The sequence below is a fragment of the Streptomyces sp. WAC 01529 genome, from assembly GCF_003945545.1.
GTDB lineage: Bacteria > Actinomycetota > Actinomycetes > Streptomycetales > Streptomycetaceae > Streptomyces > Streptomyces anatolicus.
This window is the reverse complement of record NZ_CP029617.1, coordinates 714,614-737,040: the sequence shown is the minus strand read 5'-3', so window position 1 is coordinate 737,040 and position 22,427 is coordinate 714,614. Positions and strand designations below refer to the sequence as shown.

General features: G+C 71.6%; 18 protein-coding genes and 1 pseudogene. 13 read left to right on the top strand and 6 right to left on the bottom strand.

Annotated features, from left to right (window positions below; translation table 11 throughout):
* Positions 1-2: 2 nt before the first annotated feature.
* The 6 genes from DMA15_RS02980 (at position 3) to DMA15_RS02955 (ending at position 5,955) form a co-directional block, all read left to right on the top strand.
* Complete coding sequence (locus tag DMA15_RS02980; RefSeq protein ID WP_125517236.1) at positions 3-1,181, top strand: type III PLP-dependent enzyme; 1,179 nt, start codon at positions 3-5, stop codon at positions 1,179-1,181.
* A 25-nt stretch (positions 1,182-1,206) separates the two neighbouring features.
* Complete coding sequence (locus tag DMA15_RS02975; protein WP_125511094.1) at positions 1,207-1,767, top strand: GNAT family N-acetyltransferase; 561 nt, start codon at positions 1,207-1,209, stop codon at positions 1,765-1,767.
* The gene (locus DMA15_RS02970; RefSeq protein ID WP_164551675.1) at positions 1,745-2,956 is read left to right on the top strand and encodes an MFS transporter; all 1,212 of its coding nucleotides are present in this window, start codon (positions 1,745-1,747) and stop codon (positions 2,954-2,956) included. Before DMA15_RS02975 ends, DMA15_RS02970 begins: the two co-directional genes overlap by 23 nt.
* Positions 2,957-3,102: 146 nt before the next feature.
* Complete coding sequence (locus DMA15_RS02965) at positions 3,103-4,017, top strand: diiron oxygenase (protein ID WP_125511093.1); 915 nt, start codon at positions 3,103-3,105, stop codon at positions 4,015-4,017.
* Between the two features lie 11 nt (positions 4,018-4,028).
* Positions 4,029-5,591 (top strand): FAD-dependent oxidoreductase, encoded by a 1,563-nt coding sequence (locus DMA15_RS02960; protein ID WP_125511092.1) that lies wholly within the window; start codon positions 4,029-4,031, stop codon positions 5,589-5,591.
* A gap of 40 nt (positions 5,592-5,631) precedes the next feature.
* On the top strand, positions 5,632-5,955 hold the full coding sequence (locus DMA15_RS02955; RefSeq protein ID WP_125511091.1) for a hypothetical protein: 324 nt from the start codon (positions 5,632-5,634) through the stop codon (positions 5,953-5,955).
* Here the strand turns inward: DMA15_RS02955 and DMA15_RS02950 are convergent.
* Positions 5,949-7,274 (bottom strand): phytase, encoded by a 1,326-nt coding sequence (locus DMA15_RS02950; RefSeq protein WP_240659663.1) that lies wholly within the window; start codon positions 7,272-7,274, stop codon positions 5,949-5,951. The genes DMA15_RS02955 and DMA15_RS02950 overlap by 7 nt on opposite strands.
* Positions 7,275-7,751: 477 nt before the next feature.
* Here DMA15_RS02950 and DMA15_RS36980 point away from each other — a divergent pair, with 477 nt between their 5' ends.
* Both DMA15_RS36980 and DMA15_RS02940 read left to right on the top strand, forming a co-directional pair.
* On the top strand, positions 7,752-10,397 hold the full coding sequence (locus tag DMA15_RS36980; RefSeq protein WP_206302641.1) for a type II secretion system protein GspG: 2,646 nt from the start codon (positions 7,752-7,754) through the stop codon (positions 10,395-10,397).
* A 10-nt stretch (positions 10,398-10,407) separates the two neighbouring features.
* Positions 10,408-11,541, top strand: coding sequence for a hypothetical protein (locus DMA15_RS02940; protein ID WP_125511089.1), 1,134 nt, complete (start codon positions 10,408-10,410; stop codon positions 11,539-11,541).
* On the opposite strand, the gene DMA15_RS36975 is transcribed toward DMA15_RS02940, so the two are convergent.
* From DMA15_RS36975 to DMA15_RS02925, 5 genes and pseudogenes are all read right to left on the bottom strand, one after another.
* On the bottom strand, positions 11,535-12,050 hold the full coding sequence (locus DMA15_RS36975; RefSeq protein ID WP_206302910.1) for a hypothetical protein: 516 nt from the start codon (positions 12,048-12,050) through the stop codon (positions 11,535-11,537). The genes DMA15_RS02940 and DMA15_RS36975 overlap by 7 nt on opposite strands.
* Positions 12,042-13,253: pseudogene (locus tag DMA15_RS02935) on the bottom strand (hypothetical protein); the annotation flags it as partial. The gene DMA15_RS36975 and the pseudogene DMA15_RS02935, both read right to left, overlap by 9 nt.
* A 95-nt stretch (positions 13,254-13,348) precedes the next feature.
* Complete coding sequence (locus tag DMA15_RS36495) at positions 13,349-13,516, bottom strand: hypothetical protein (protein ID WP_164551674.1); 168 nt, start codon at positions 13,514-13,516, stop codon at positions 13,349-13,351.
* 63 nt (positions 13,517-13,579) lie between these two features.
* Positions 13,580-15,160 carry a SulP family inorganic anion transporter gene (locus tag DMA15_RS02930; protein WP_125511088.1) on the bottom strand — a complete coding sequence of 527 codons (1,581 nt, stop codon included), beginning with the start codon at positions 15,158-15,160 and terminating at the stop codon, positions 13,580-13,582.
* A 54-nt stretch (positions 15,161-15,214) separates the two neighbouring features.
* Positions 15,215-15,856, bottom strand: a complete 642-nt coding sequence (locus tag DMA15_RS02925) for a carbonic anhydrase (protein ID WP_125511087.1) — start codon at positions 15,854-15,856, stop codon at positions 15,215-15,217.
* A 412-nt stretch (positions 15,857-16,268) separates the two neighbouring features.
* Here DMA15_RS02925 and DMA15_RS02920 point away from each other — a divergent pair, with 412 nt between their 5' ends.
* From DMA15_RS02920 to DMA15_RS02900, 5 genes are all read left to right on the top strand, one after another.
* The gene (locus DMA15_RS02920) at positions 16,269-17,774 is read left to right on the top strand and encodes a SulP family inorganic anion transporter (RefSeq protein WP_125511086.1); all 1,506 of its coding nucleotides are present in this window, start codon (positions 16,269-16,271) and stop codon (positions 17,772-17,774) included.
* A gap of 159 nt (positions 17,775-17,933) precedes the next feature.
* Entirely contained in the window at positions 17,934-18,830 is an 897-nt protein-coding gene (locus DMA15_RS02915; RefSeq protein WP_125511085.1) for an SDR family oxidoreductase, read from the top strand.
* Positions 18,831-18,887: 57 nt separating this feature from the next.
* The gene (locus tag DMA15_RS02910) at positions 18,888-20,081 is read left to right on the top strand and encodes an aromatic acid exporter family protein (protein WP_125511084.1); all 1,194 of its coding nucleotides are present in this window, start codon (positions 18,888-18,890) and stop codon (positions 20,079-20,081) included.
* Between the two features lie 122 nt (positions 20,082-20,203).
* Complete coding sequence (locus DMA15_RS02905; protein ID WP_125511083.1) at positions 20,204-20,677, top strand: SRPBCC family protein; 474 nt, start codon at positions 20,204-20,206, stop codon at positions 20,675-20,677.
* 67 nt (positions 20,678-20,744) lie between these two features.
* The gene (locus DMA15_RS02900) at positions 20,745-22,376 is read left to right on the top strand and encodes an NAD(P)/FAD-dependent oxidoreductase (protein ID WP_125511082.1); all 1,632 of its coding nucleotides are present in this window, start codon (positions 20,745-20,747) and stop codon (positions 22,374-22,376) included.
* Positions 22,377-22,427: the final 51 nt, after the last annotated feature.

The following is a 22,427-nucleotide window of genomic DNA, read 5'->3' as shown; positions in this document are numbered from 1 at the left end:
CGATGACGCACGAGACCGCACCGCTGTTCGACGCCCTGGCGAACGCCGCCGAGGACCAGATCGTCTTCGACCTCCCCGGCATCGAGGAGCGCTACGAGACGCTGCGCCGCGAACTGCCCGGCGTCGCCGTCCGCTTCGCCATGAAGGCCTGCCCGGTCGACGAGGTCCTCGCCCGCCTGGCAGAGCGGGGCTGCGGCGTCGACGCGGCGAGCCCCCACGAGGTGGAGCAGGCGCTGCGCGCCGGGGTGCCGCTCGCCAGGATGCACTACGGCAACACCGTCAAGTCCGACGCCCACATCGCCGACGCGTACCGCCTCGGCCTCAGGGACTTCGCGACCGACAGCCTGGAGGACGTCACCGCCCTCGCCGAACACGCCCCGGGCGCCCGGGTGTTCTGCCGTCTGGCGACCAGCGGCGAGGGAGCGCTCTGGGGACTCAGCCACAAGTACGGATGTACGCCCGACGACGCCGTCGCCGTGCTGGACAGAGCCCGCGAGCTGGGGCTTATCCCCGCGGGCCTGTCCGTGCACGTCGGCTCCCAGCAGATGACGGCCGACGCCTGGCGCGACGCCTTCGACCGCATCGCGGACGTCCTCGCCGCCCTCGCCCGGCGCGGCATCACCCTCGACCACGTCAACCTCGGCGGCGGCCTGCCCGCCCTCGGCTACCGCGACCAGCGCGGCAGATCCCTCGACCCCCCGATGGACAAGATCTTCGCGGTGATCCGCGAGGGCATGGCACGCCTGCGGGTGATCCGGGGCCACCGGCTCGGCTTCGTCATCGAGCCCGGCCGCTATCTCGTCGCCGACCAGGGCGCCATCCGCGCGCACGTCTCCCGGCTCGCCGCCCGGCGCGGCCCCGACGGCGAGCGTCAGTACTGGCTCTATCTGAGCTGCGGCAAGTTCAACGGCCTCTACGAGATGGACCAGGTGCAGTACCGCCTCGTCTTCCCCTCGCACCGCGGGGCCGAGTCGGTGCCCGCCGTGGTGGCGGGCCCCACCTGCGACAGCGACGACGCCTTCTCGCACGAACACGGCCTGGTGCCGGTGCCCAAGGCGCTGGCCTCCGGCGACCCTGTGTGGGTGCTGTCCTGCGGCGCGTACGCGACCAGCTACATGACACGGGGCTTCAACGGCTTCAGCCCGCTCCCGTACACCTGGATAGACGGCGGGGACGCGTGAGCCACGAGATACGGAGGCGGGGCGCGTGAACCACGAGATACGGATACGCCGCATCACCGCGGACGACTGGGACGGCGTCAACGCCCTCGAACACCGCGCCTACGACCGCCTCGGCCTGTCGGAGGGGCGGGCCGCGCTGGAGTCCAAGGCGCGGGCGTCGCCCGGCACCTGCTTCGCGCTGGACGTGGACGGAAGCCTCGCGGGCTATCTGCTGGCCCTGCCCTACCCGGAGTCCGCCTACCCGCGGCTGCGCGGGACCGACGAGACGCCCGCGCTCGCGTCGCGCAACCTGCATCTGCACGACATCGTCGTCGCGGAGGAACTGCGGCACCGGGGGCTCGCACGACTCCTGCTGAACCACCTGACCATGACGGCCCGTTCGCACGGCTACGAGCAGATCTCCCTGGTCGCCGTCGGCGGCAGCGAGACGTTCTGGTCGGCCCGTGGCTTCACCGCCGGTCAAGGGGCCGCGCCCCCGGCCGGATACGGCCCGACCGCCGTGTATATGTCCAGGGCGGTGCCGGCCGGGCCGGTACCGCGCACAGAAACAGAGAAGTGGGCTGATGCGGGTGCTCCGCGTACGTGATCCTTTCCATCGGGGGCAGCTGGCGATCGCGGCCCTGTTCTGCTCGCTCGGCTTCCAGTACGCCACCTGGGCCTCCCGCATCCCCGCCCTCAAGAGCGACCTGGGGCTGAGCGCAGCGGAGGTCGGCGTGCTGCTGATGGCGGCGGGCGTCGGCGCCGCCGTGTCGTTCCCCGTGGTCGCGGCGCTGATGCGGCGCCTCGGCTCGCAGCGCCTCGCCCTCCTCTCGGCGCTCTGCCTGGCCCTGCTGCTCCCGGCCCTCGCCGCGGCGCCGAACTACCCCGTCGCGCTCCTCGTGATGTGCGTCGACGGCGTCCTCGTGGGCTGCCTCAACGTCGCCATGAACGCCCAAGGGGCCGCCCTCGAGACCAGGTTCGCGCGCAATGCCATGGCCCGGCTGCACGCGACGTTCAGCGGCGGCTCCCTGCTCGCGGCGCTGCTCGCCTCCGGGATGAACGCGGTGACCTCGGCGGTCGCCGTCCACTTCACCGCGGCCGCCGCGCTCCTGCTCCTCCTGGCGGCGTACGCGCGTACCGGACTGCTGACGGAGGATCAACTCGCCGAGCAGGCAGGGGAGAAGACCCAGGAGGGGGCGGGGGAGAAGGGGAAGGAGAAGCGCGCCGGGAAGTGGGCCATGCCGTCCCGGATGACGCTGTGGATGTGCGTCGCGATGGCGTTCGGCACCGTGACCGAGGGCGCGATGAACGACTGGTCGGCGCTCTACCTGGAGGATGTCGCCGACGCCTCCGCCGAGTTGGCGCCCCTGGGCATCGCCGTCGTCTCCGGGATGATGGTCGTGGCCCGCCTCTTCGCCGACGGCTGGCGCGGCCGCTGGGGCGACGGCCGCGTCGTCGTGGCCGGCAGTGCGCTGGCGGGCGCGGGCCTGCTCCTCGCCCTGCTCAGCGGCGGCCTGGTCCCCGCCCTGCTCGGCTTCGCCTGTGTGGGCCTCGGCATCGCGGCCGTCACCCCGTGCGTCTACGTGGCCGCGGCGGGACAGGGCTCGGACGCGCTCACGCTCGTCGCCGCCATGGGGACGACGGGGCTGCTGGCCGGGCCGCCGCTCATCGGGTTCATCGCCCACGCGAGCAGCCTCGTGTGGGGGTTCGCCGCGGTCGCCGCGTCGGCGCTCGTGGTCTCCGCGTGCGGTACGCGGATCAGGTGGACGGCCGCCGAGCAGCTGACCCGCACCTGACGCCGGTTGGCCCCGCATCTGAGGCTACTTGAGGGTAGGCCTACCCGACCCCCTTGTTATACGGTCTGTCTAACAAGGGGGTCGGGTCGTGCCGTTGCGCGGGCGTCGCGGCCCCCGCCCTGACGTCCGAGTCAAGGAGCCGCAGCATGGCAGGCAGCACTGTTCGGCCGAGCGCACCGCACGATTCCCCGGAGGGCGACATCGCCCGGCGGCTGCTCGACTCGGCCGCCGTCCTCGCGTACGACCCGGCCACCGACGTCGACTGGGAGACCCCGCTGGACCGCGACTTCCACGGCGCCAGCCCGGAGTGGAGCACGCTCTACGGCACCGCGTACTGGCAGGAGCTGACCGAGGAGCAGCGCAAGGAGCTGACCCGGCAGGAAGCCGCTTCGGTGGCGAGCACCGGCATATGGTTCGAGATGATCCTCCAGCAGATGGTGCTGCGCGACGTCTACGCGAAGGACCCGACCAGCGCCGAGGTCCAGTGGGCGCTCACCGAGATCGCCGAGGAGTGCCGCCACTCGATCATGTTCGCGCGCGGCGCCGAGAAGCTGGGCGCGCCCCCTTACCGGCCGCACCGGTTCGCCGTCGAACTGGGCAGGGTCTTCAAGACGGTCGCCTTCGGGGAGGCCGCGTACGCCGCGATCCTCGTCGCCGAAGAGGTGCTCGACGTCATGCAGCGCGACTGGATGCGGGACGAGCGGGTCGTGCCGTTCGTCCGCACCATCAACAACATCCATGTCGTCGAGGAGTCCCGGCACATGAAGTTCGCCCGCGACCAGACGCGCAAGCGCCTCGCGGGCGCGGGCCGGGTGCGCCGCCAAATCAACGCCCTCGTGATCGCCGTCGCGTCGTACGTCATCGTCACCAGCATGGTGAACCGCGAGGTCTACGCGCACGCGGGACTCGACGCGGAGCGCGCCCTCGCCGAGGCGAAGGCCAACGAACACCACAAGTCCATGATGCGCTCCAGCTGTTCGGGCCTCATGGAGTTCCTCGCCTCGTGCGGCCTGCTCACCAGGCCCGCGCTGGTCTTCTACAAGCGTGCCCACCTCGTCTGAATCCGGCCGACATGACCTACGCCATCACCCAGACCTGCTGCGCCGACGCCACCTGCGTGGCCGTCTGCCCGGTCAACTGCATCCACCCCACGCCGGAAGAACGGGCGTTCGGCAGCACGGAGATGCTGCACATCGACCCCAGGACCTGCATAGGCTGCGGCGCCTGCGCCGACGCCTGCCCGGTCGACGCGGTCTTCCCGGTGGACCGGCTGCCCGCGGCGCAGAAGCAGTACGTCGCGATCAACGCCGCGTACTTCGAGGAGAGCGAGGCACCCGAGCCCGATCCCGAGGGGCCGAACTTCCACCCCTGGGGCGAGCCGGCCTTCCCCCGCGTCCTGCCCGCGGACTTCGCTCCGCTGAAGGTCGCCGTCGTCGGCACCGGCCCGGCCGGTATGTACGCCGCCCGGGACCTCCTGCTGCACACCAGCGCCGAAGTGACACTCATCGACCGGCTACCGGTGGCCGGCGGACTCGTGCGCCACGGCGTCGCGCCCGACCACCCCGCGACCAAGAAGGTCGGCGACACCTTCGCCCGCTTCCACACGCACCCGCGGGTGCGGATGCATCTGGGGCTCGACGTGGGCGCCGACATCACCGCGCAAGAGCTGGCCGCGCACCACCACGCCGTGATCTACGCCGTGGGGGCCTCCGCCGACCGCCGCCTCTCCGTCCCCGGCGAGGACCTGCCCGGAAGCGTCCCCGCGAGCGCGTTCGTCGCCTGGTACAACGACCACCCGGACGCGACCCCGGACGGCATCGACCTGTCGGCGGAGCGCGTCGTCGTGGTCGGCAGCGGCAACGTGGCCCTCGACGTGGCCCGCATCCTGCTCGCCGACCCGGACACCCTGGCCCGCACCGACATCGCCGCCCACGCCCTGGCGGCACTGCGCGACAGCAAGGTCCGCGAGGTGGTCCTGCTCGCGCGGCGCGGACCCGAACACGCCGCGTACACCACCTCCGAACTGCTCGCCCTCACCCACATGCCCGGCGTGGAGCTTGTCGTCGACGACCACGACCCGCGGATAACCCGCGCCCTCGACGAGGCGGCACCGCGGGACAAGGCGGCCGCCCTGCGCGACGTCACGCGCCGGCCGATGGAGTGGGCCGCGCCACCCGCGCCCGGCCGGCGCATCGTCCTGCGCTTCCACTGCCGACCCGCCGAAGTCCTCGGCGAGAACCGGATGGAAGCCGTGCGCGTCACCTCGGACGCGGGCGAGCGGACCCTCGGGGCGGGCATGATGCTGCGCGCGATCGGCTACCGCGGCCTGCCGGTGCCGGGACTGCCCTTCGACGAGATCAGCGGCACCGTCCCGCACGAAGCCGGCCGGGTGACCGGGCAGCCGGGAACGTACGTCGTGGGCTGGATCAAACGCGGGCCCACCGGCGGCATCGGAACCAACCGCACCTGCGCCGCCGAGACGGTCTCCACCCTCCTCGCCGACGCGATCGCCGGAACCCTCCCCGCGCCGCGCCACACGACCCGCGCCTTCCACCGCCTGGCCCGCCGTCGCCGCCGCCGACCTGCCGATTCAAGGTTTCCCCAAGGTCTCCTGCAAGCCCGCGGCGCACGGTAGGGGTGTCGAAACGGGCCGTCGTCCTTGGAGGGGAAACACCATGGCTGTTCGTACGTTGCTCACGAGCGTGGGGGTGGGGGCCGTGCTGGCCCTCGGCGCGGCGGCGGTCCCGGCGCAGGCCGCCCCGGCGCAGTCCGTGCCGGGGCAGTCCGTGCCGACGAGGGTGTCGGGCCCCGACGCGGTGGTCCTGTCCTGTCCGCCCGGTGCGCCGAGGCCACGCGCGGGCTTCCGGTGCCTGTCGCCGTACTCGACCGAGTCGCGGTGCGACGCCGGAGTCCTGCAACACATCAACGCGACGCCCGCGACCCGGGGTTACTGCCAACGGGCCGGCAGCACCTGGTGGGGCTTCGTCAACATCTACTGACCCTCCTCAAGGGCGTCCCTGACGTCACCGAGGTCCACGAACTTGAAGTTGGTGGAGGGGCGGTCGCCGTCGCCGGGGGAGTCGTGGCCGTCCTGGACGACGAGCAGTCCGTTCGGGTACGTGCGGCCGAGCGGCGCGGCGAGCGCGGCGGCACCGTCGCACTCCTCCGAGCCGTCCAGCTCCGAGGAGGCCGCGGTGACGCGGAAGCCGCCCTCGTACTCGTTGGCGTCGGACAGCTCGCGGTCGTAGGCGGCGAAGGTGTTGTCCCCCTGGCTGGACGCCAGGAGGTGGCCGTCGCCGTCCGGCTCGGTGAGCAGCGTCAGCCCTTCGACATCGGCGCTGAGGCGGCTGCCGCCGTATCCGGGGTCGGCGCCGGCGACGCACTCCTCGGTCTCTTCGTCATAGGTGCCGGGGACGCCGAACTCGCGCACCTTGTCGACGAGTTCCGGCTTCCCGGTCAGGTCGGCGCGCATCCGCCAGATGCCGACGTCCTCCTGACCCGCGTACAGCGTGCCGTTCGCCGGGTCGACCACCATTCCCTCCACCTGGGGGAGTTCGCCGGGCTCACCGCACGGGGTCCACGAAGTGCCGTTGGGGAGGCGGAACTTCGCGGGCAGGTCGAGGGTGCGGAGCTTGCGGTAGCCGACCTTGCCGCCGGTGCCGGGCGTGATCTCCAGCAGCGCGACACTGGTCCGCTCCCGGCGGCTGACCAGGGCGTAGGAGCGGCCCGTGGACTTGTCCGTCCAGGTGGCGAGCCCGTACGCGGTGCGCTGTTCGTCGATCTCCTCCTGGGAGGAGGAGAACACGGGCGGGGCGGCGGGGTCCGTGACATCGGTGAGCGGGCCGCCCGGGCGGTCGCGGTCGATGCGGTGGAAGCGGAGGCGGTCGCCGCCCCTGTCGCTGGTCACGGCGAGGTCTGCGCGGCCGGAGGAGAGGCGCAGCCCGTGCACCAGGTCGACGTTGTTGAAGCGGCCGGGCGCGTGGTCCGGGCCCGGTGCGGCGGGGGCGGGCACGGACTGCACCTCGCGGGCGTCCAGGTCGTAGACGCGCAGACCGCCTTGTTTGGCGGTGGCGATCACCAGGCTGCGGTCCGGGTTCGCGGCGTTGCGCCAGATCGCCGGGTCGTCCGCGTCGGCGTCGCCGCCCGCCTCGTCGTCGTGGAGCGCGGGGGTCTCGGCGTGGGGGGCGACGGCGGGCAGCGACGCGCGCGGGCCGGCGGGGGCGGCGAGCGCCGGGAGGGGAAGGGCGGCCGCGGCGAGCGCCGCGGCCGCCGTGGCGAGGGCGAGCGTCGTCGACCGGGCATTGCGGGACGTGACCACGTAAGGCTCCTTCATGTCGGAAGGCCGGGGGCGGGGACGGGGAGAGTGTGTGATCTCCGGGTGAAGACTTACCGCCAGGTAACACGTCATCGACCGATGCGGGGCATGAACAAACAGTGACGGCAGGCCAGTTGAACCACACCGGGGGGCCACGACAAGAAGGCCCCGGTCTCCATGACGGAGACCGGGGCCTTTCGCGAGCGCTGGGCAGGCCTTGCACCTGCATCTCCCCACAGGAAGTGGGGCGCCTTTCCTTGGACCACCAACGCCAGGCCTGTCACCGGAACTTCGGCGACGAGCACAAGATCAACCCTAGCGTACGTTTCCGGGGGCCGTCGCCACCCCCGGCCGTTCTGCCCGGCTTCACTCCTGAGTGTGACGAAGGCAACACGTCCTCGCTGCTAGCGTGTTGGTCCGTCGCGGCCCAGCCGCGCCCGTGGAGCGGCCGAGCCGCACCGGCCGGAGGGGACGACGCACATGACCGGACTGACCAACTCGACCCGGGCGATCCTCAAGGCGACCTACACCCAACCCGTCCCGGCGGCCGTGCCCGCCGAGCCCGAGCCCGGCATCGCCTCCGGGACCGGCTCGTCGATGTCCGTCTTCGCGAAGCTGAACTTCATGCGGTCCCTGGGGCTGAGCCGAACCGAGGCCGAGGCCCTGGGGGAGCGGCTGCGGGACGAACACGCCGACCTGTACCCGGTGTTCGAGACCATCGCGCCGTCCCTCGCCGAGAGCGGTCCGGCGGCAGCCGCGAGCACCGCGCGGCTCTACGCGCACGTCGGCCCCGGCGACCTGGCCGCCATCGGACGCGTGGTCGCCGCGGTGCGCACCCCGGACGGCGGTGTGCCGGGCGCGACCGACGTCGACCTGCTCGTCGACCGCTTCGTCGAGGAGGCCCGCATCCAGCCCGTCGGCTGGCTGCATCTGGAACGGATCGAGATGCAGCCGGTCGGCCTGGAGCGCGGCGAACTCGTCTCGACCCTCCCCATGGCCCCCGGCGAGACCGCCCGCGTGAGCCACAAGGAATGGTCGACGCAGAGCGAGGAACTCTCCCGGATCGTCACGGACGAACTGGAGACGTACGCCGAGAAGGGCGTGGCCGAGAAGACGGACGTGGCCATGTCGACCACCAACGAGTCCACACGCGACACCAACCTCAACTTCGGGGTCACGGCCAGCGGCAGCTACGGCACGGTGTCGGTCACCAGCACCCTCAACTACGGCGTCGCGACCTCCGACCACGAGTCGCGCCAGGCCAGCACCAAGCACGCCACGGAGATCACCTCCAAGGCCTCATCGCGCTCGCGCAAGGAGCACAAGGTCTCCTTCCGCACCGAGACCCGCCGCGGTGAGGAGGACGAGGCCGCGCGCGTGATCACCAACCCCACCCCGCGAGTGATGCGCATCGACTACTACCGCATCATGCGCAAGTGGCGCGTGGACCTCATGCGTTACGGCCTGCGCATGACGTACGACCTGGTCGTACCCGACCCGGGCGGCGCGCTGCGGCGCCAGCTGATGGAACTCGCCGAGATCGACAGGACCCTCGCCACGCCGTACGAGTTCGCCTTCGGCATCGACCAGATCAACCGGGAGAACTGGATGACCCTCGCGGCCCGTTACGGCGCGTTGGTGACCGCACCCCCGGAGGAGTATCTGAGCCCCCCGGACTACACCTACGAGTTCCCCGCCATCATCGGTGAGGACGAGGCGACGGTCACCCGGTACCAGTCCTGGCAGATCGACCTGCCCGAGGGCTATGAACTCGTGCCGATCCTCTTCGAGGTCAACTACTACGGCTGGCGGCCCGCCGAGCTGGCCCGCTTCGACGTGATCGGCGACGAGGCCCTTGAGGTGACGGCGACCCCCGTCGGCGCCGAGCTGAAGGGCCGCTACCAGTCCCAGCTCCTGCACCTGAACGGCAAGACCGGCCACCTCTCCATCCAGTACACCCACCGCAACATCAGCTGGGCCGGCTTCCGGCTCGCCACGACGCTGCGGCTCTCGGACGCCGCGTATCTGGCCTGGCAGGTCGCCACCTGGCAGAAGCTGCGCGAGGCCGCCGAGCAGCAGTACTACACCCTCCAGCAGCGGGTGCGGGACCGCCGCGAGCAGCTCCTCGCGGAGCTGAACCGGGACGACACCCTCACACTGCGCCGCGCCGAGCGCGAGGAGCTGATGAAGCGGTCCCTGCAGTGGCTCTTCGGCAGCGACTTCGACACCGCGCCCGACCACGTCGACGCCGTCCTCGCCCACCTGGGCACCGGCGGAACCCCGACCTGGACCGACGACATCGATCCGTCGACGCTTCCCGTCAGCGCCGAGACGTGGCTGAAGATCCGGAAGTTCGGCGAGTTCGTGAAGTTCCTGCACCAGGCCGCCGAATGGGAGAACGTCCTCTACGTCTTCTACCCCTACTTCTGGGGCTCGGAGAAGCTGGCCGAGACCAAGCGGCTGCTGTGGCACCCCGACCCGCTGCGCCGCGAGTTCCTGCGGGCGGGCGCCGCGCGCGTGGTCCTGCCCATCCGCCCCGGCTTCGAGCGGGCCTTCTCCCGGCTGATGTCCACGGGCCGCATCGACGGCGACGGCTCACCGGACCCCCAGGACCCGCCGTACATGTCCATCGCCGACGAGATCCAGGCGTACGCGCGCACGAACTATCCGGGCATCCCGCCCGCCAACCCCGACATCGCCGCCCGGGCCCGCCCGCTCCTCACGGTGAACCAGCAGCGGGCCTGGCGCGAGATCGAAGCCATCGTCACGGCCCTGGAGAAGTACGCGGAGAAGGCCAAACAACAGCACGACCCGGCGTGGCGCGGCGCGCCGATCGAACCCGAGTACTACCCCACCACCCGGCAGGGGCTGCGGGTGCTGCTCGACACCCGCCCGAACCTCGTCCTCACCGACCCCTGGGGACGGCCGTACCAGTACCAGAACCCCGGCCGCACCGCGCCCTTCGTCGTCGTCAGCCATGGCGCGGACGCATCGGCGGGCGGCACGGAAGAAGCGACGGACATCTCCACCGACGCGGAGGGAAATCTCGTCGGCACCTGGTTCGAGTACACCCCGTGCAGCGGTCTCGACATCGAGGTCGGCTCCGACTTCACCGAGAACGGATAGCGGGGTCCCCATGGCCGACATCCCCTTCCTGGACCACTACTGCGCGTTGCCGACTCGGCCGGTCGGGAATGACGGCGAGGGAAACCGTGACCGTGTGCGCCAGGACATCGAGTCGCTCACCGCGGAGCTCTACGTGGCCGAGTGCTTCACCAAGTACTTCAGGCAGCGCTACCCGGACTCCGACGTGATCAGCCAGCTCACCCTCCTGGACGCCAACCGCTTTCGCGGTGCGACGGAGATCCTCGCCAAATGGATCATCGCGGAGTACCGCAACGAATTCGGCCGCGATGCCCTGAAGAAGAACATCAGGACACAGACGCCGGGCCGTCAGCTGCGTTCGGACATGCTCGGCGTCCGGGCCGAGGGGACGACCATGGTCCTCGAACTGGTCGAGGTGACCACGGTCGGCCAGGCCAAGAGGACCGAGATCGAAGACCTCCAGCACAAGACGGACGTCCTCACGCGCTTCGTCATCGATCCGGCCCTCAAAGAAATGCTCGCCCTCCAGCGCGCCGGGCGGGTGAGCATCGGGGCCCCGACGCGGATCGAGATCCGCCGCTCGACATGGCGGCCGTCCTGGAACGAGCTGTACTACCCGCTCGTCCCGCTCCCGCGTGCGCGCGGCAACGTCAAGTACGAGTGGATCTGTTACAAGCCGACGTTCCGCCCCGACGGCATCGGCAAGGACGGCCTGGTGCTGTACGAGATCCACACCACGGCCCTGCCGCAGGGCGTCCCCGTCGAAGTGCTCCGAAGGGTCGCCCGGCGGCTGCGCGAACTGGAGAACCAGCACCAGCTCGTGCTGCTGCCCGCGATGCAGCAGTACTGGGACGACAACACCGCCGACAGCAGGGAGCTGAAGAAGTGGCTCGCCATCGGCCTCGGCGCGGCCCTACTCGTCACACTCGTGGTGCTGGCCTGGCCCACGGCGGTGCCGCTCGCGGCGGGAGTCGCGGAGGGCTCCGGTGCGGCGGCCGCGGCAGGCACCGCGGAGGCCGTCGCGGCGGAGGCAGCCCAGCTGGCGAACGCGGTCCGCTACGCCGAGAGCGCGGCGAAGGTCCCCGGCTACTTCGAGCGGGCCCAGGCGGCCCTGCGCCCGCTGCTGGCCGACGGCCTCGGCCGAGGCCTCGTCGGCAGTCACTGAGCCGCGGAGCCGCCCTCAAGGGCCGCGATCTCCGCCAGCGACAACCCCAGTTCCTCGTGGAGGAACCGTACGACCGTCCAGTGCGGCAGGGCGTCCTCGTCGAAGGGGCCGAACGCCGCGGTGTAGAGGGGGATCCACCGCAGCGCCTCCTCGGCGGCCGTCTCGCGGCCCGGGTCCTCTTGGTAGGCGTCGTAGGAGAGGCTCCGGTGGTGGATGAAGTGGCCGCCGGGAAGGCGCTCCTCGCACAGCTCGCGGTACTCGCGGGTCTGGAGGATGAGGTAGTGCCAGATCTCGTCGATGTCCTGCTCGACGGGGAGGAAGAGGCCGCCGAGGCGGTCGGGGTGGCGGGAGACCAGATAGAGGTAGCGGAGGCACTCACGGACCTGGTGTCTGACGTGGGCGGCTTCCGGTGCGCCGGGCTTCTCGGCGAAGTGCCGCACCACCTCCTCGTGCAGGGCCTCGCCGAGCAGCGCCTCGGCGGTGGGGGCCGCGGCGTCCGGCGTGGCCAGCCACGCGTACTTGCCGGACCGGCCTATCGGCACGTGGGTGCGGTGCTCCACGCGGCATGCGCGGCCCGTCAGCGCGCCGACGGACGCGGCCAGTTCGGCCTCCTCGTCGGCGGTGAGCGGCTCGCCGTCGAACGTCGTGTACCACAGGCGGCACCGGCCCTCACCGGTCAGATGCAGTTGGTGCAGGAAGACGCGGGGGCCGGCGGCGGCGATACGGGCGTCGAGGTCGGCCTGGGCCACGGGCCCGCCGGGCGTCGCGAGGAGTTCCTTCTCGCGGCCGCAGAAGGAGACGATCCGCTCCGGGTCGGCACTGCCGTCGCGGGTGCGGACGCAGTCACCCGAGCGGTAGCGCACCAGGGGCATGTACGGGTTGCGGACGCTGGTGACGATGAGGCTGTGGATGCCGCTGCCGGGCTCCACCGGGATCAGCTCCACGCTCATCCCGTGCAGGTAGGGGCGGTAGGCGCCGTCCGCGTCGCTGTAGAAGAGGTAGCCCAGTTCCGTACTGCCGAAGAGGTCGATCACCGGGCAGTCGAAGTGGGCGCGCAGATACGCCCGGACGTTCAGCGGCGTGTACTCATAGGCGTGGATGATGCCGGCGGGCCGGGGGAAGCCGTCCCAGAGGCCCCACTCGGTGACCTTGCGGACCAGATGCGCCAGGTGGTAGCCGGAGCAGTCCAGGAGGTAGGAGCCCTCGGGGTGCGCGGCGCTGACCTCGCGGATCTCCGAGAGCATCCGCTCGACCTCCGTACGATCCCAGTCGGCCGGATCCAGGCGGCGGTTGAGGTACAGCGTCCGGTCGTCGAGCCAGCGCTCGCCCGGGGTGGCGCCCGGCTTGCGGGAGTTGACGCGGGCGACGTGCTCGGTGGCGAGGACGGTGGTCAGCGAGATCCGCCGGGCACCGGAGTGCCACAGGGCGTCGAGGTCGGGGTGCTCGCTCCACAGGCGGTAGTAGGAGCGGAGCAGGAAGTACGGCGGCCGGATCAGCTGCATCCGGGCGTGGTTGGTCCCGGTGGACAGCACGAACTCGGCCTCGCCCGTCTCCAGGGCGCGGGACAGCTCGGGGGTCATCCAATTGTCGGGGAAGTCCCGGGCGATCTCCGGCTTCTCGAGGATCGGGAAGTCGCCGCGCTCGACGGAGGCGCGGTAGAGGGGGATGTCCCGGATCCGGTCCAGGACGTCGGCGCTCGGCACGGGGTTCAAGGGGGCTCCGGTGCGGACTCGGGGGCGGCGGAAAAGGGGCGGGGCCGCCGCCGCGGCGTGAACGGCCGTGGCGGCGGCCCCGCGGGCTCACTCGCTCAGGAGATGCAGCCGGTCTTGCCGGTGGCGCTGATGCATCCGCTCTTCGGCGCCGCGCTGATGCAGCCGTTCTTCGCTGCCTGCGCGGCGCCGCCGGGAGCCGAGTTGGCGGCGACCCACTTCTGCCAGACGGACTCTTCCGTCATGCGCTTGATGAGCTGTTCCATCGCGAACCTCCTGGGGGGGTTGGGTGAAGTGGTGCTCGGGGTGGTGCCGTTGACCGGCCGGGGTCAGCCGCGGGCCCGCGCCTCGGCGGGCTCGGGCTCCTCGGCGTATCCGGGCTCCTTGGGGGAGCCGGCCGGCCCAGCGGCGGTGGTGACGGCAACCGGCAGTGTCCTCATCCGGACCGCTTCCGTGCCGCTGTCGTTGTGCCGCAGCGCCCAGTTCTCCAGCGTCGTACGGCAGGCGTGGTCCAGGTGGCGCACCACGGTCAGGTCCAGCTCTATGGGCCGGTCCTTGGGCAGGGCCTCCAGCGTCTCCAGGATGCGGGGGAGCCGCAGGAAGGTGGCGTTGCCGGTGAGGGTCACGATCTGGCGGCCGCCGGGCAGTTCCCGTACGTCCACGTGGACATGGGAGGTGTCCCAGGCGGACTTGACCACCGCGAGCACCAGGCCGAGCACCACGCCCTCGAACATGTTGGTCACCAGGATGGCGATCGCCGTGGCGGCCAGGACGAACGCCTCGCCCCGATGGGCGCGGGCGAGCGGGACGATCTCCTTGACGGGGATCAGCTTGCAGCCCGCGTGCACCAGGACGCCGGCGAGTGCCGCCAGCGGGATGATGCCGAGCGCGGCGGGCAGCAGCACGGCGAACAGCAGCAGCCACGCGCCGTGCAGGATGCGCGAGAGCGGGGTGCGGGCCCCGGCCTGGACGTTGGCGGAGCTGCGGACGATGACCGCGGTCATCGGCAGCGCGCCGAGCACGCCGCACACCGTGTTGCCGACGCCCTGGGCGACGAGTTCCTTGTCGTAGTGGGTGCGCGGCCCGTCGTGCATGCGGTCCACGGCCGCCGCGCTGAAGAGCGACTCGGCGGAGGCGATCAGGGTGAACGCGAGGACGGTGCCGAGCACGGCGACACTGCCGAGCTCCGCCAGGTCCCCGAGGCCCGGCGGCTGGATGGCGCCGACGAGGCCGCGCACCGTCACCTTCGCCACGTCCAGGCTCAGCCCGGCGACGGCGGCGGTGGCCAGCGCGACCGCAGCGAGCGGGGCGGGCACCACGCGCGCCGCCGCGGGCAGCTTCGGCCAGAGGACGAGGACGGCGATGGTGCCGAAGCCGACGGCGGCGGCGGTCAGTGAGGTGGTGTCGCTCGCGATGTCGGCGAAGAGCCCGGGCAGTCCGGCGAGCTTGTCGACCCCGGAGCGGGGCTGCTCCACCTCGGCCATGGTGTAGAGCTGACCGAGGATCAGCACGAGTCCGATGCCCGCCAGCATGCCCTGGACGACGGAGACGGAGATCGCGCGGAACCACCGGCCGCAGCGCAGCAGGCCGAGGGTGATCTGGAGCACGCCGGTGAGCAGCACGATCGCGCCGAGCATGGCGAGCCCGAACTCCCGCACCGCCTCGAAGACGAGCACGGTCAGGCCGGCGGCGGGCCCGCTCACCTGGATGGCGCTGCCCGGCAGGAAGCCGACGACGAGGCCGCCGACGATGCCGGTGACCAGGCCCAGTTCGGCGGGGACGCCGGATGCCACGGCCACGCCGACGCACAGCGGCACGGCCACGAGGAAGACGACGAGCGAGGCGAGGATGTCCTGGCGCAGGACGCCGGGCTCACGCAGCGCGCGGTAGGGGGAGAGGAAAGAGGACATGAGGGTGGGGGGTCCTGTCGTGGGAGCGGGCCGGGCGGAGGGGCGCTGCGGTCCTCACAGCGGACCGAACGCCGCGCGGCCGTCGGACGACGGACGGTGGGCGGAGACGACGCCGGTGTGCACCTCGTAGTACCAGGCGTGGAGGGTGAGCGAGCCGTCGGCTATCCGCTCACGGACGCAGGGGTATGCGCGCAGCCTCTCCAACTGGGCGAGCACATGCGTCTGTACGGCCTCCGCCACGTCCTCAGTGGCCGGGGTGAGGGTGCGCAGGGCGGCGTCGGGGGCGACGGAGTGCTCCAGCCAGTCGCGGACGGCCGGGACCGCCGACAGGTCTTCGCCGCGCACCAGGGCGCCGACCGCGCCGCAGTGCGAGTGTCCGCAGACGACGATGTCGCGGACGCCGAGCACACGGACCGCGTACTCGATGGTGGCCGCCTCGCTCATGGGGTGGCCCGGGCTGTCCGGGTGTCCGGCGGAGGGGTAGGGCGGGACGACGTTGCCCGCCGTACGGAGTTCGAAGAGTTCGCCGGGGCGCGCTCCGGTGATGAGGGTCGGGACGACGCGCGAGTCGGAGCACGTGACGAAGAGTGCTTCGGGGGACTGCCCTGCCCCGAGGGCCTCGAAGGCCGCGGTGTTCCGGGGGTCCGCGACGTGCGTCGCGGCGAATGAGCGGGCGTTGTCGATCAGGGACTTCATGGTGGCCTGCCTCCTGCGTCTCTCCGGCGTGTGCCGGGACGCGGTGTGGTCGGGTCGATGGTGACGGTGGGGCGCCGCGGGTGCCCGCTGGGACAGCGGGGTCCACGTGGCCCCGGGCACAGCCTTGACGGCTGCTGTGTCTCCCACTTTGCCATCGCATTAACCTCTGATGACAGAGCAAATTCTTGCCAAAGAATGAGTAATAACCGTCGCTGACCTGCGAGTTGGTGCAGACCTTAACTATTGGGCAGAGCTTCACGTGTAGATCATGTGGAGCACGCGGGGCGATTCCGTTCACATGGCCCTTCGGGCCCGGTGGGCGAGGGATGGGTAGAGTAAGGCTGCCGTTCAGGCCCCCCGCATACCCCTTCACGACGCCGGGTGTGCCCGAGCACGACAGGTTCCCGCGCTTTTGTCCTCCTCCCCACTCTCCCCGGCCGACCGGCTGCGGGGTCTTCGCCCCGACTGGCTGTCCGACCCGAAGGTGTGGCGCACCGAAATCCTGGCGGGTCTCGTCGTCGCCCTCGCGCTGATCCCCGAGGCGATCTCGTTCTCGATCATCGCCGGAGTCGATCCGGCGATCGGTCTCTTCGCGTCCTTCACCATGGCCGTGACCCTCTCGGTCGTCGGCGGGCGCCGCGCCATGATCTCCGCCGCGACCGGCGCCGTCGCCCTGGTCATCGCCCCGCTCAACCGCGAACACGGCCTCGGTCACCTGATCGCCTGCGTCATCCTGGCCGGCGTCTTCCAGATCGCCCTCGGCGCGCTCGGCGTCGCCAGGCTGATGCGGTTCGTGCCGCGCAGCGTGATGGTCGGCTTCGTCAACGCGCTGGCCATCCTGGTCTTCATGGCGCAGGTCCCCGAGATGCACGACGTGCCCTGGGCCGTCTACCCGCTGATCATCGGCGGCCTCGCGCTCATGGTGTTCCTGCCGAAGGTCACCAAGGCGGTCCCGGCGCCCCTCGTCTCCATCGTGATCCTCACCGCCCTCACGGTCGGCGCCGGGATCGCCGTGCCGACCGTGGGCGACCGGGGCGAGCTGCCGTCCTCCCTGCCGGTGCCGGGGGTGCCCGATGTGCCGTTCACCATGGACACGCTGACGACCATCGCCCCCTACGCGCTCGCCATGGCGCTGGTCGGCCTGATGGAGTCCCTGATGACCGCCAAGCTGGTCGACGAGCTCACCGACACGCACTCCTCCAAGACCCGCGAGTCGATCGGCCAGGGCATCGCCAACATCGTCACCGGCTTCCTCGGCGGCATGGGCGGCTGTGCCGTGATCGGTCAGACGATGATCAACGTAAAGGTGTCGGGCGCCCGCACCCGCCTCTCCACCTTCCTGGCCGGTACGTTCCTGCTGGTGCTCTGCATCGCCTTCGGCCCCGTCGTCTCCGACATCCCCATGGCCGCCCTGGTCGCCGTCATGATCATGGTCTGCTTCGCGACCTTCGACTGGCACTCCGTCGCCCCGGCCACGCTGAAGCGGATGCCCGCCGGTGAGATCACGGTCATGGCGGTCACGGTCGTGTGCGTGGTCGCCACCCACAACCTCGCCGTCGGCGTGGTCGTCGGCTCCCTCACCGCGATGGTGATCTTCGCCAGGCGCGTCGCCCACCTCGTCCATGTCACCTCGCTCACCGCCCCCGACGGCGACAGTGTGGTCTACTCCGTCACCGGCGAGCTGTTCTTCGCCTCCTCCAACGACCTCGTAGGCCAGTTCGACTACACCACCGACCGCGCCAGGGTCGTCATCGACCTCACCGCCGCCCACATCTGGGACGCCTCGTCCGTCGCCGCTCTCGACGCGATTCGGACCAAGTACGAGCAGCGTGGCAAGACCGTCGAGATCATCGGCCTGAACCAGCCGAGCGCCCACCTCCACGACAAGCTCAGCGGCGAACTGACCGGCAGCGACTGACCTGCCCTCTCGTCGTTTCACCCCCGCGCGCCCGGGCACCCGACGGACCCCCGCACGGGCGGCCGCACTAGCCGGCCGTGCGCGGCCCCGCCACCCCCAAGTGGTGGGAGCCGCCCCCGGAGCGGAGGGTGGGAAGGAACGAGCAGGAAGGCGCAGCCGATGAACGACACCCCCGGCGCACAGGACCGGCAGGACCCGACCACACGTCATCCCCGGCCCGAGTTCCCGCAGCAGGACCAGGAGCCGCCCGGCTGGACGGGCGCCATGGACCCGCCGCCCGACCACGGCGAGGAGTCGTACCGCGGCAGCGGCCTGCTGAAGGACCGCAAGGTGCTGCTGACCGGCGGCGACTCCGGCATCGGCCGGGCGGTCGCCCTCGCCTTCGCCCGCGAGGGCGCGGACATCGTCTTCACCCATCTGCCCTCGGAGGCGGGCGACGCCAGGGAGACGGCGCGCCTCGTCGAGGACGCCGGGCGGCAGGTGTTCGCCGTGCCGTGCGACATCCGCGAGGAGGAGCAGTGCCGCAGGCTCGTGGAGCGCGCGGTGACGGAGTTCGGACGGATCGACATCCTGGTCAACAACGCGGCCTACCAGATGTCCCAGCCCGAAGGCATCGGTGACATCTCCACCGAACAGTTCGACCAGGTCGTACGGACGAATCTGTACGGGATGTTCTGGCTCTGCAAGATGGCCGTGCCGCACATCCCGCGCGGCGGATCGATCATCAACACCACGTCCGTGCAGGCCTACAAGCCGAGCCCGCACCTCCTCGACTACGCCATGACCAAGGGCGCCATCGTCACCTTCACCCAGGGCCTCGCCCAGATGCTGATCGACGACGGAATCCGCGTCAACGCGGTCGCCCCGGGCCCGGTGTGGACGCCGCTGATCCCCGCGACGCTGCCGGACACCAAGGAGTTCGGCAAGCAGGCGCCGATCGGGCGCCCCGCGCAGCCCGCGGAGATGGCGCCCGCCTACGTCTTCCTCGCGTCCGAGCACGCGAGCTTCATCACCGCCGAGATCATGAACGCCACGGGCGGCACGCCGCTGCCCTAGCCGGAGCACGGAAACACCGCTGCCCCAGGCAGAGGACGGAAAAGAGGACGGAAAGAGGTGGCCGGTATTCGGTGGAACGCGCTGCGCTGGGAGGTGTCGGCCCTGTGGCAGTCCGCGCGCAGGGCCGTGACGACCTCGGGGCCGGAACGTGACACGACGGTCCAGTCGCTCAAGGCGGCGGGCGCCGCGGTGCTCGCCTGGGCGGTCGCCGGGTGGTGGTGGAGCGCGCCGATGGCGCTCCTCGCCCCCTGGACGGCGCTCTTCCTCGTGCAGAGCACCGTCTACCGCTCGCTGCGCTCGGCGATGCAGCAGTTCGCGGTGGTCATGGTCGGCACACTGCTCGCGGCGGGCGCCGCGGTCCTCACGGGGAACAACACGCTGGCGGCCATGGCCCTCGTCCTGCCCGTCACCGTGCTGCTGAGCACCTACGCCCGCTTCGGCACCCAGGGCATGTACGCGCCGACGGCGGCGCTCTTCGTCCTCGCGTACGGCACGTACTCGAGCTTCGACATCCTGCACCGCCTCTTCGAGACGCTGGTCGGCGCCGTCATCGGCATCGCGGTGAACGCCCTGATCCTGCCCCCGGTGCACGAGCGTGACGTGCTGCATCTGCGGAGCCGCCTGCCCCAGGAGAGCGGCGACCTGCTGCACACCGTCGCGGACGGCATCCAGGAGAAGCCCTTCGACCCGAAGAAGGCCCAGGGCTGGTACGACCGGGCGCAGCGGCTGACCGACCTCGTGACGGACCTGCGCACCGCGCGGCGCTGGTCCGACGAGAGCTACCGCTTCAACCCCGGCCGCAAGCTGCGCCGTTCCGTGCCCCGTGCGCCCGCGTCCGACTGGGACTTCACCTGGGACAGGATCACGGAGCACATCAAGACGACCGTGCGCACCCTCGCCGAGACCGGCGAGGACAGGCCCTCCCTCGCCGACCTGCCGGAGGACGCCCCGGGCATCCTCTCCGAGCTGCTGCGGGCGGCCGGGGACGTGTGCGCGCTCGACAAGAGCGACGCCCCCGGATCCGAGGAGAGTGACCGCCCGGAAACGGCACGGGACCGCCGCAGCGCGCTGCGCACGGCGAAGGAGGCCCACCAGCGGCTGACCCGCCTGCTCACGGACAGCCACTCCCGGGCCACCCCCGCCCTCGGCGGCCTGACCGCCGACACGCAACGCCTGCTGAGCGACCTGACGGCCCTCGCGGGGGACGCGGAAGGCTCGGACACGGACAGAGCGGACACCGCGGGCCGATGACAAGCGCGTACGTACGACTCCTGTGGCGCACGGTGCGAGATTGCTGTGGGCTGAGGAGGTAGGAGTCCGCATACGCGGAGGCGCCGGCTACCGCAGGCCGGCACGGGACGAGGAGGCATGACGTGGCCGTACGCCATCAGTTGGTCAAGAGGCCGCCCTCTGAGGTATGGGAGGTGCTGGAGGACGGGCACCGGTACGCCGACTGGGTGGTCGGCACGCACGACTCCCGACCGCTCGACACACGGTGGCCGGCGGTCGGCTCGCGCCTTGAGTACACCGTCCGGCTCGGCCCCTGGACGGTCTCGGGCCACACCGTGGTGCGCCACCTGGACAGGCCGAACCGGCTTGAGCTGGAGGCCTACAGCGGGGTGCTCGGCACCGCCCGCATCGCCATCGAGGTGCGGCAGTGGGGCGCCCACACGCTGGTGATCGTCGACGAGCATCCGCTCCAGGGGCCGGGCGGCGTGCTGCACAACGCCGCGGTCGACGCCCTCATCCAGATCCGGCACCGCAGCATGCTGAGCCGCCTGGCGGAGCTGGTCGAACAGGGCGGCTCCCCGGCTCGCGCGCAGGGCGAACCGGCCACCGAGTCCTAGAGCGCCTTCGGGCAGTCTCAGACGCCTTCGGGCAATCTCAGAGCGCCTTCGGGCAAAGGGGAGTGGAATGCCGGACGCAGTGGTGATCGGCGCGGGGCCCAACGGCCTCGTGGCGGCGAACGTACTGGCCGACGCGGGCTGGAGCGTCGAGGTCCTGGAGGCCCAGGACCAGCCAGGAGGCGCGGTACGCAGCGACCGCGGGGTGCACCCGGACTACATCAGCGACATGTTCAGCGCCTTCTATCCGCTGGCGGCCGCCTCGCCGGTCCTCGCCGCCCTGGACCTGGAGCGCGAGGGACTGCGCTGGTCGCACGCCGAGCACGTCCTCGCCCACCCGCTGGCGGACGGACGCTGCGCCGTGCTGGACCGCGACCGCGCCCTGACCCGCGACTCGCTGGACGCGTTCGCTGCGGGAGACGGCCGTGGCTGGGATCGGCTGTGCGACATATGGGACCGCCTGCGGGAGCCGTTGATCCAGGCGATGTTCACGCCGTTCCCGCCGGTGCGCCCCGCGCTGGGTCTGGCCGCGCGGGTCAGGGCGGGCGGCGGTCTGCGGCTTGCCCGCTCGCTCATGCTGCCGGTGCGCCGGCTGGGCGAGGAGGAGTTCGCGGGCGAGGGCGGACGGCTGCTGCTCGCGGGCAACGCCCTGCACGCGGATCTGGCGCCCGAGGCGGCGGGGAGCGGCGGCTTCGGCTGGCTGATGTCCATGCTGGGGCAGACGCACGGCTTCCCGGTGCCGGTGGGCGGGGCGGGCGCCCTGACGGACGTTCTCGTGCGGAGGCTGGAGCGCCGGGGCGGGAGCGTGCGCTGCGGTGAGCGCGTCACCGAGGTGGTGGTGCGGGGCGGGCGCGCGGTCGGGGTGCGCACCGCGGCGGGGGAGGGGGTGGTGGCACGCAAGGCGGTACTGGCCGATGTGGCCGCTCCCGATCTGTACGGCCGCCTTGTCGACGCCGGGCATCTGCCGTCCCGTCTCATGCAGGACGTACGCCGCTTCCACTGGGACTTCGCCACGTTCAAGGTCGACTGGGCCCTGGCCCGGCCCGTCCCGTGGACCGCGGAGGCCGCCCGGCGGGCCGGGACGGTCCATGTGGCCGACGGCGTGGACGAGTTGACGCGGTTCGCCGCCCAGATCGCGCGGGGGCTCGTGCCGGACCGGCCGTTCACCCTGGTCGGGCAGATGACCACGACGGACGCCACCCGCTCGCCCGCGGGGACCGAGTCGGCGTGGGCCTACACGCACGTACCGCAGCACATCAAGGGCGACGCGGGCAACGACTCGCTGACGGGCAGCTGGGACGAGCGGGAGAGCGAGGCGATGGCGGACCGGGTGGAGGCGCAGATCGAACGGCTCGCGCCCGGCTTCCGCGAGCGGATCATCGGTCGGCGCGTCCTGGCACCGACCGCGCTGGAGGCGCTGAACGCCAATCTGCGGGGCGGTGCCATCAACGCCGGTACGACCAACCTGCACCAGCAGCTCGTCTTCCGGCCGACCCCCGGCGCCGGGCGCCCGGAGACGCCGGTGCCGGGCCTCTACCTCGCCTCGGCCTCGGCGCATCCGGGCGGCGGAGTGCACGGTGCCCCGGGCGCCAACGCCGCGCGGGCCGCCCTGCGCGCCCGCTACGGCGCGGGTGTCTTCTTCGCGGCCCAACGCGCGCTGGGCCGCCGCGACCGAAGCGGGCGGGAGCCGGAGGACATGTAACGCAAGCGGGCGGGAGCAGGGGGACGCGTAACGCGTGGCCCGGCGGGGATC

Coding starts and splice junctions, on each gene's coding strand:
- DMA15_RS02980 (WP_125517236.1), top strand. CDS start 3: ATGACGCACGAGACCGCACCGCTGTTCGACGCCCTGGCGAACGCCGCC.
- DMA15_RS02970 (WP_164551675.1), top strand. CDS start 1,745: ATGCGGGTGCTCCGCGTACGTGATCCTTTCCATCGGGGGCAGCTGGCG.
- DMA15_RS02965 (WP_125511093.1), top strand. CDS start 3,103: ATGGCAGGCAGCACTGTTCGGCCGAGCGCACCGCACGATTCCCCGGAG.
- DMA15_RS02960 (WP_125511092.1), top strand. CDS start 4,029: ATGACCTACGCCATCACCCAGACCTGCTGCGCCGACGCCACCTGCGTG.
- DMA15_RS02955 (WP_125511091.1), top strand. CDS start 5,632: ATGGCTGTTCGTACGTTGCTCACGAGCGTGGGGGTGGGGGCCGTGCTG.
- DMA15_RS36980 (WP_206302641.1), top strand. CDS start 7,752: ATGACCGGACTGACCAACTCGACCCGGGCGATCCTCAAGGCGACCTAC.
- DMA15_RS02940 (WP_125511089.1), top strand. CDS start 10,408: ATGGCCGACATCCCCTTCCTGGACCACTACTGCGCGTTGCCGACTCGG.
- DMA15_RS36495 (WP_164551674.1), bottom strand. CDS start 13,516: ATGGAACAGCTCATCAAGCGCATGACGGAAGAGTCCGTCTGGCAGAAG.
- DMA15_RS02930 (WP_125511088.1), bottom strand. CDS start 15,160: ATGTCCTCTTTCCTCTCCCCCTACCGCGCGCTGCGTGAGCCCGGCGTC.
- DMA15_RS02925 (WP_125511087.1), bottom strand. CDS start 15,856: ATGAAGTCCCTGATCGACAACGCCCGCTCATTCGCCGCGACGCACGTC.
- DMA15_RS02915 (WP_125511085.1), top strand. CDS start 17,934: ATGAACGACACCCCCGGCGCACAGGACCGGCAGGACCCGACCACACGT.
- DMA15_RS02900 (WP_125511082.1), top strand. CDS start 20,745: ATGCCGGACGCAGTGGTGATCGGCGCGGGGCCCAACGGCCTCGTGGCG.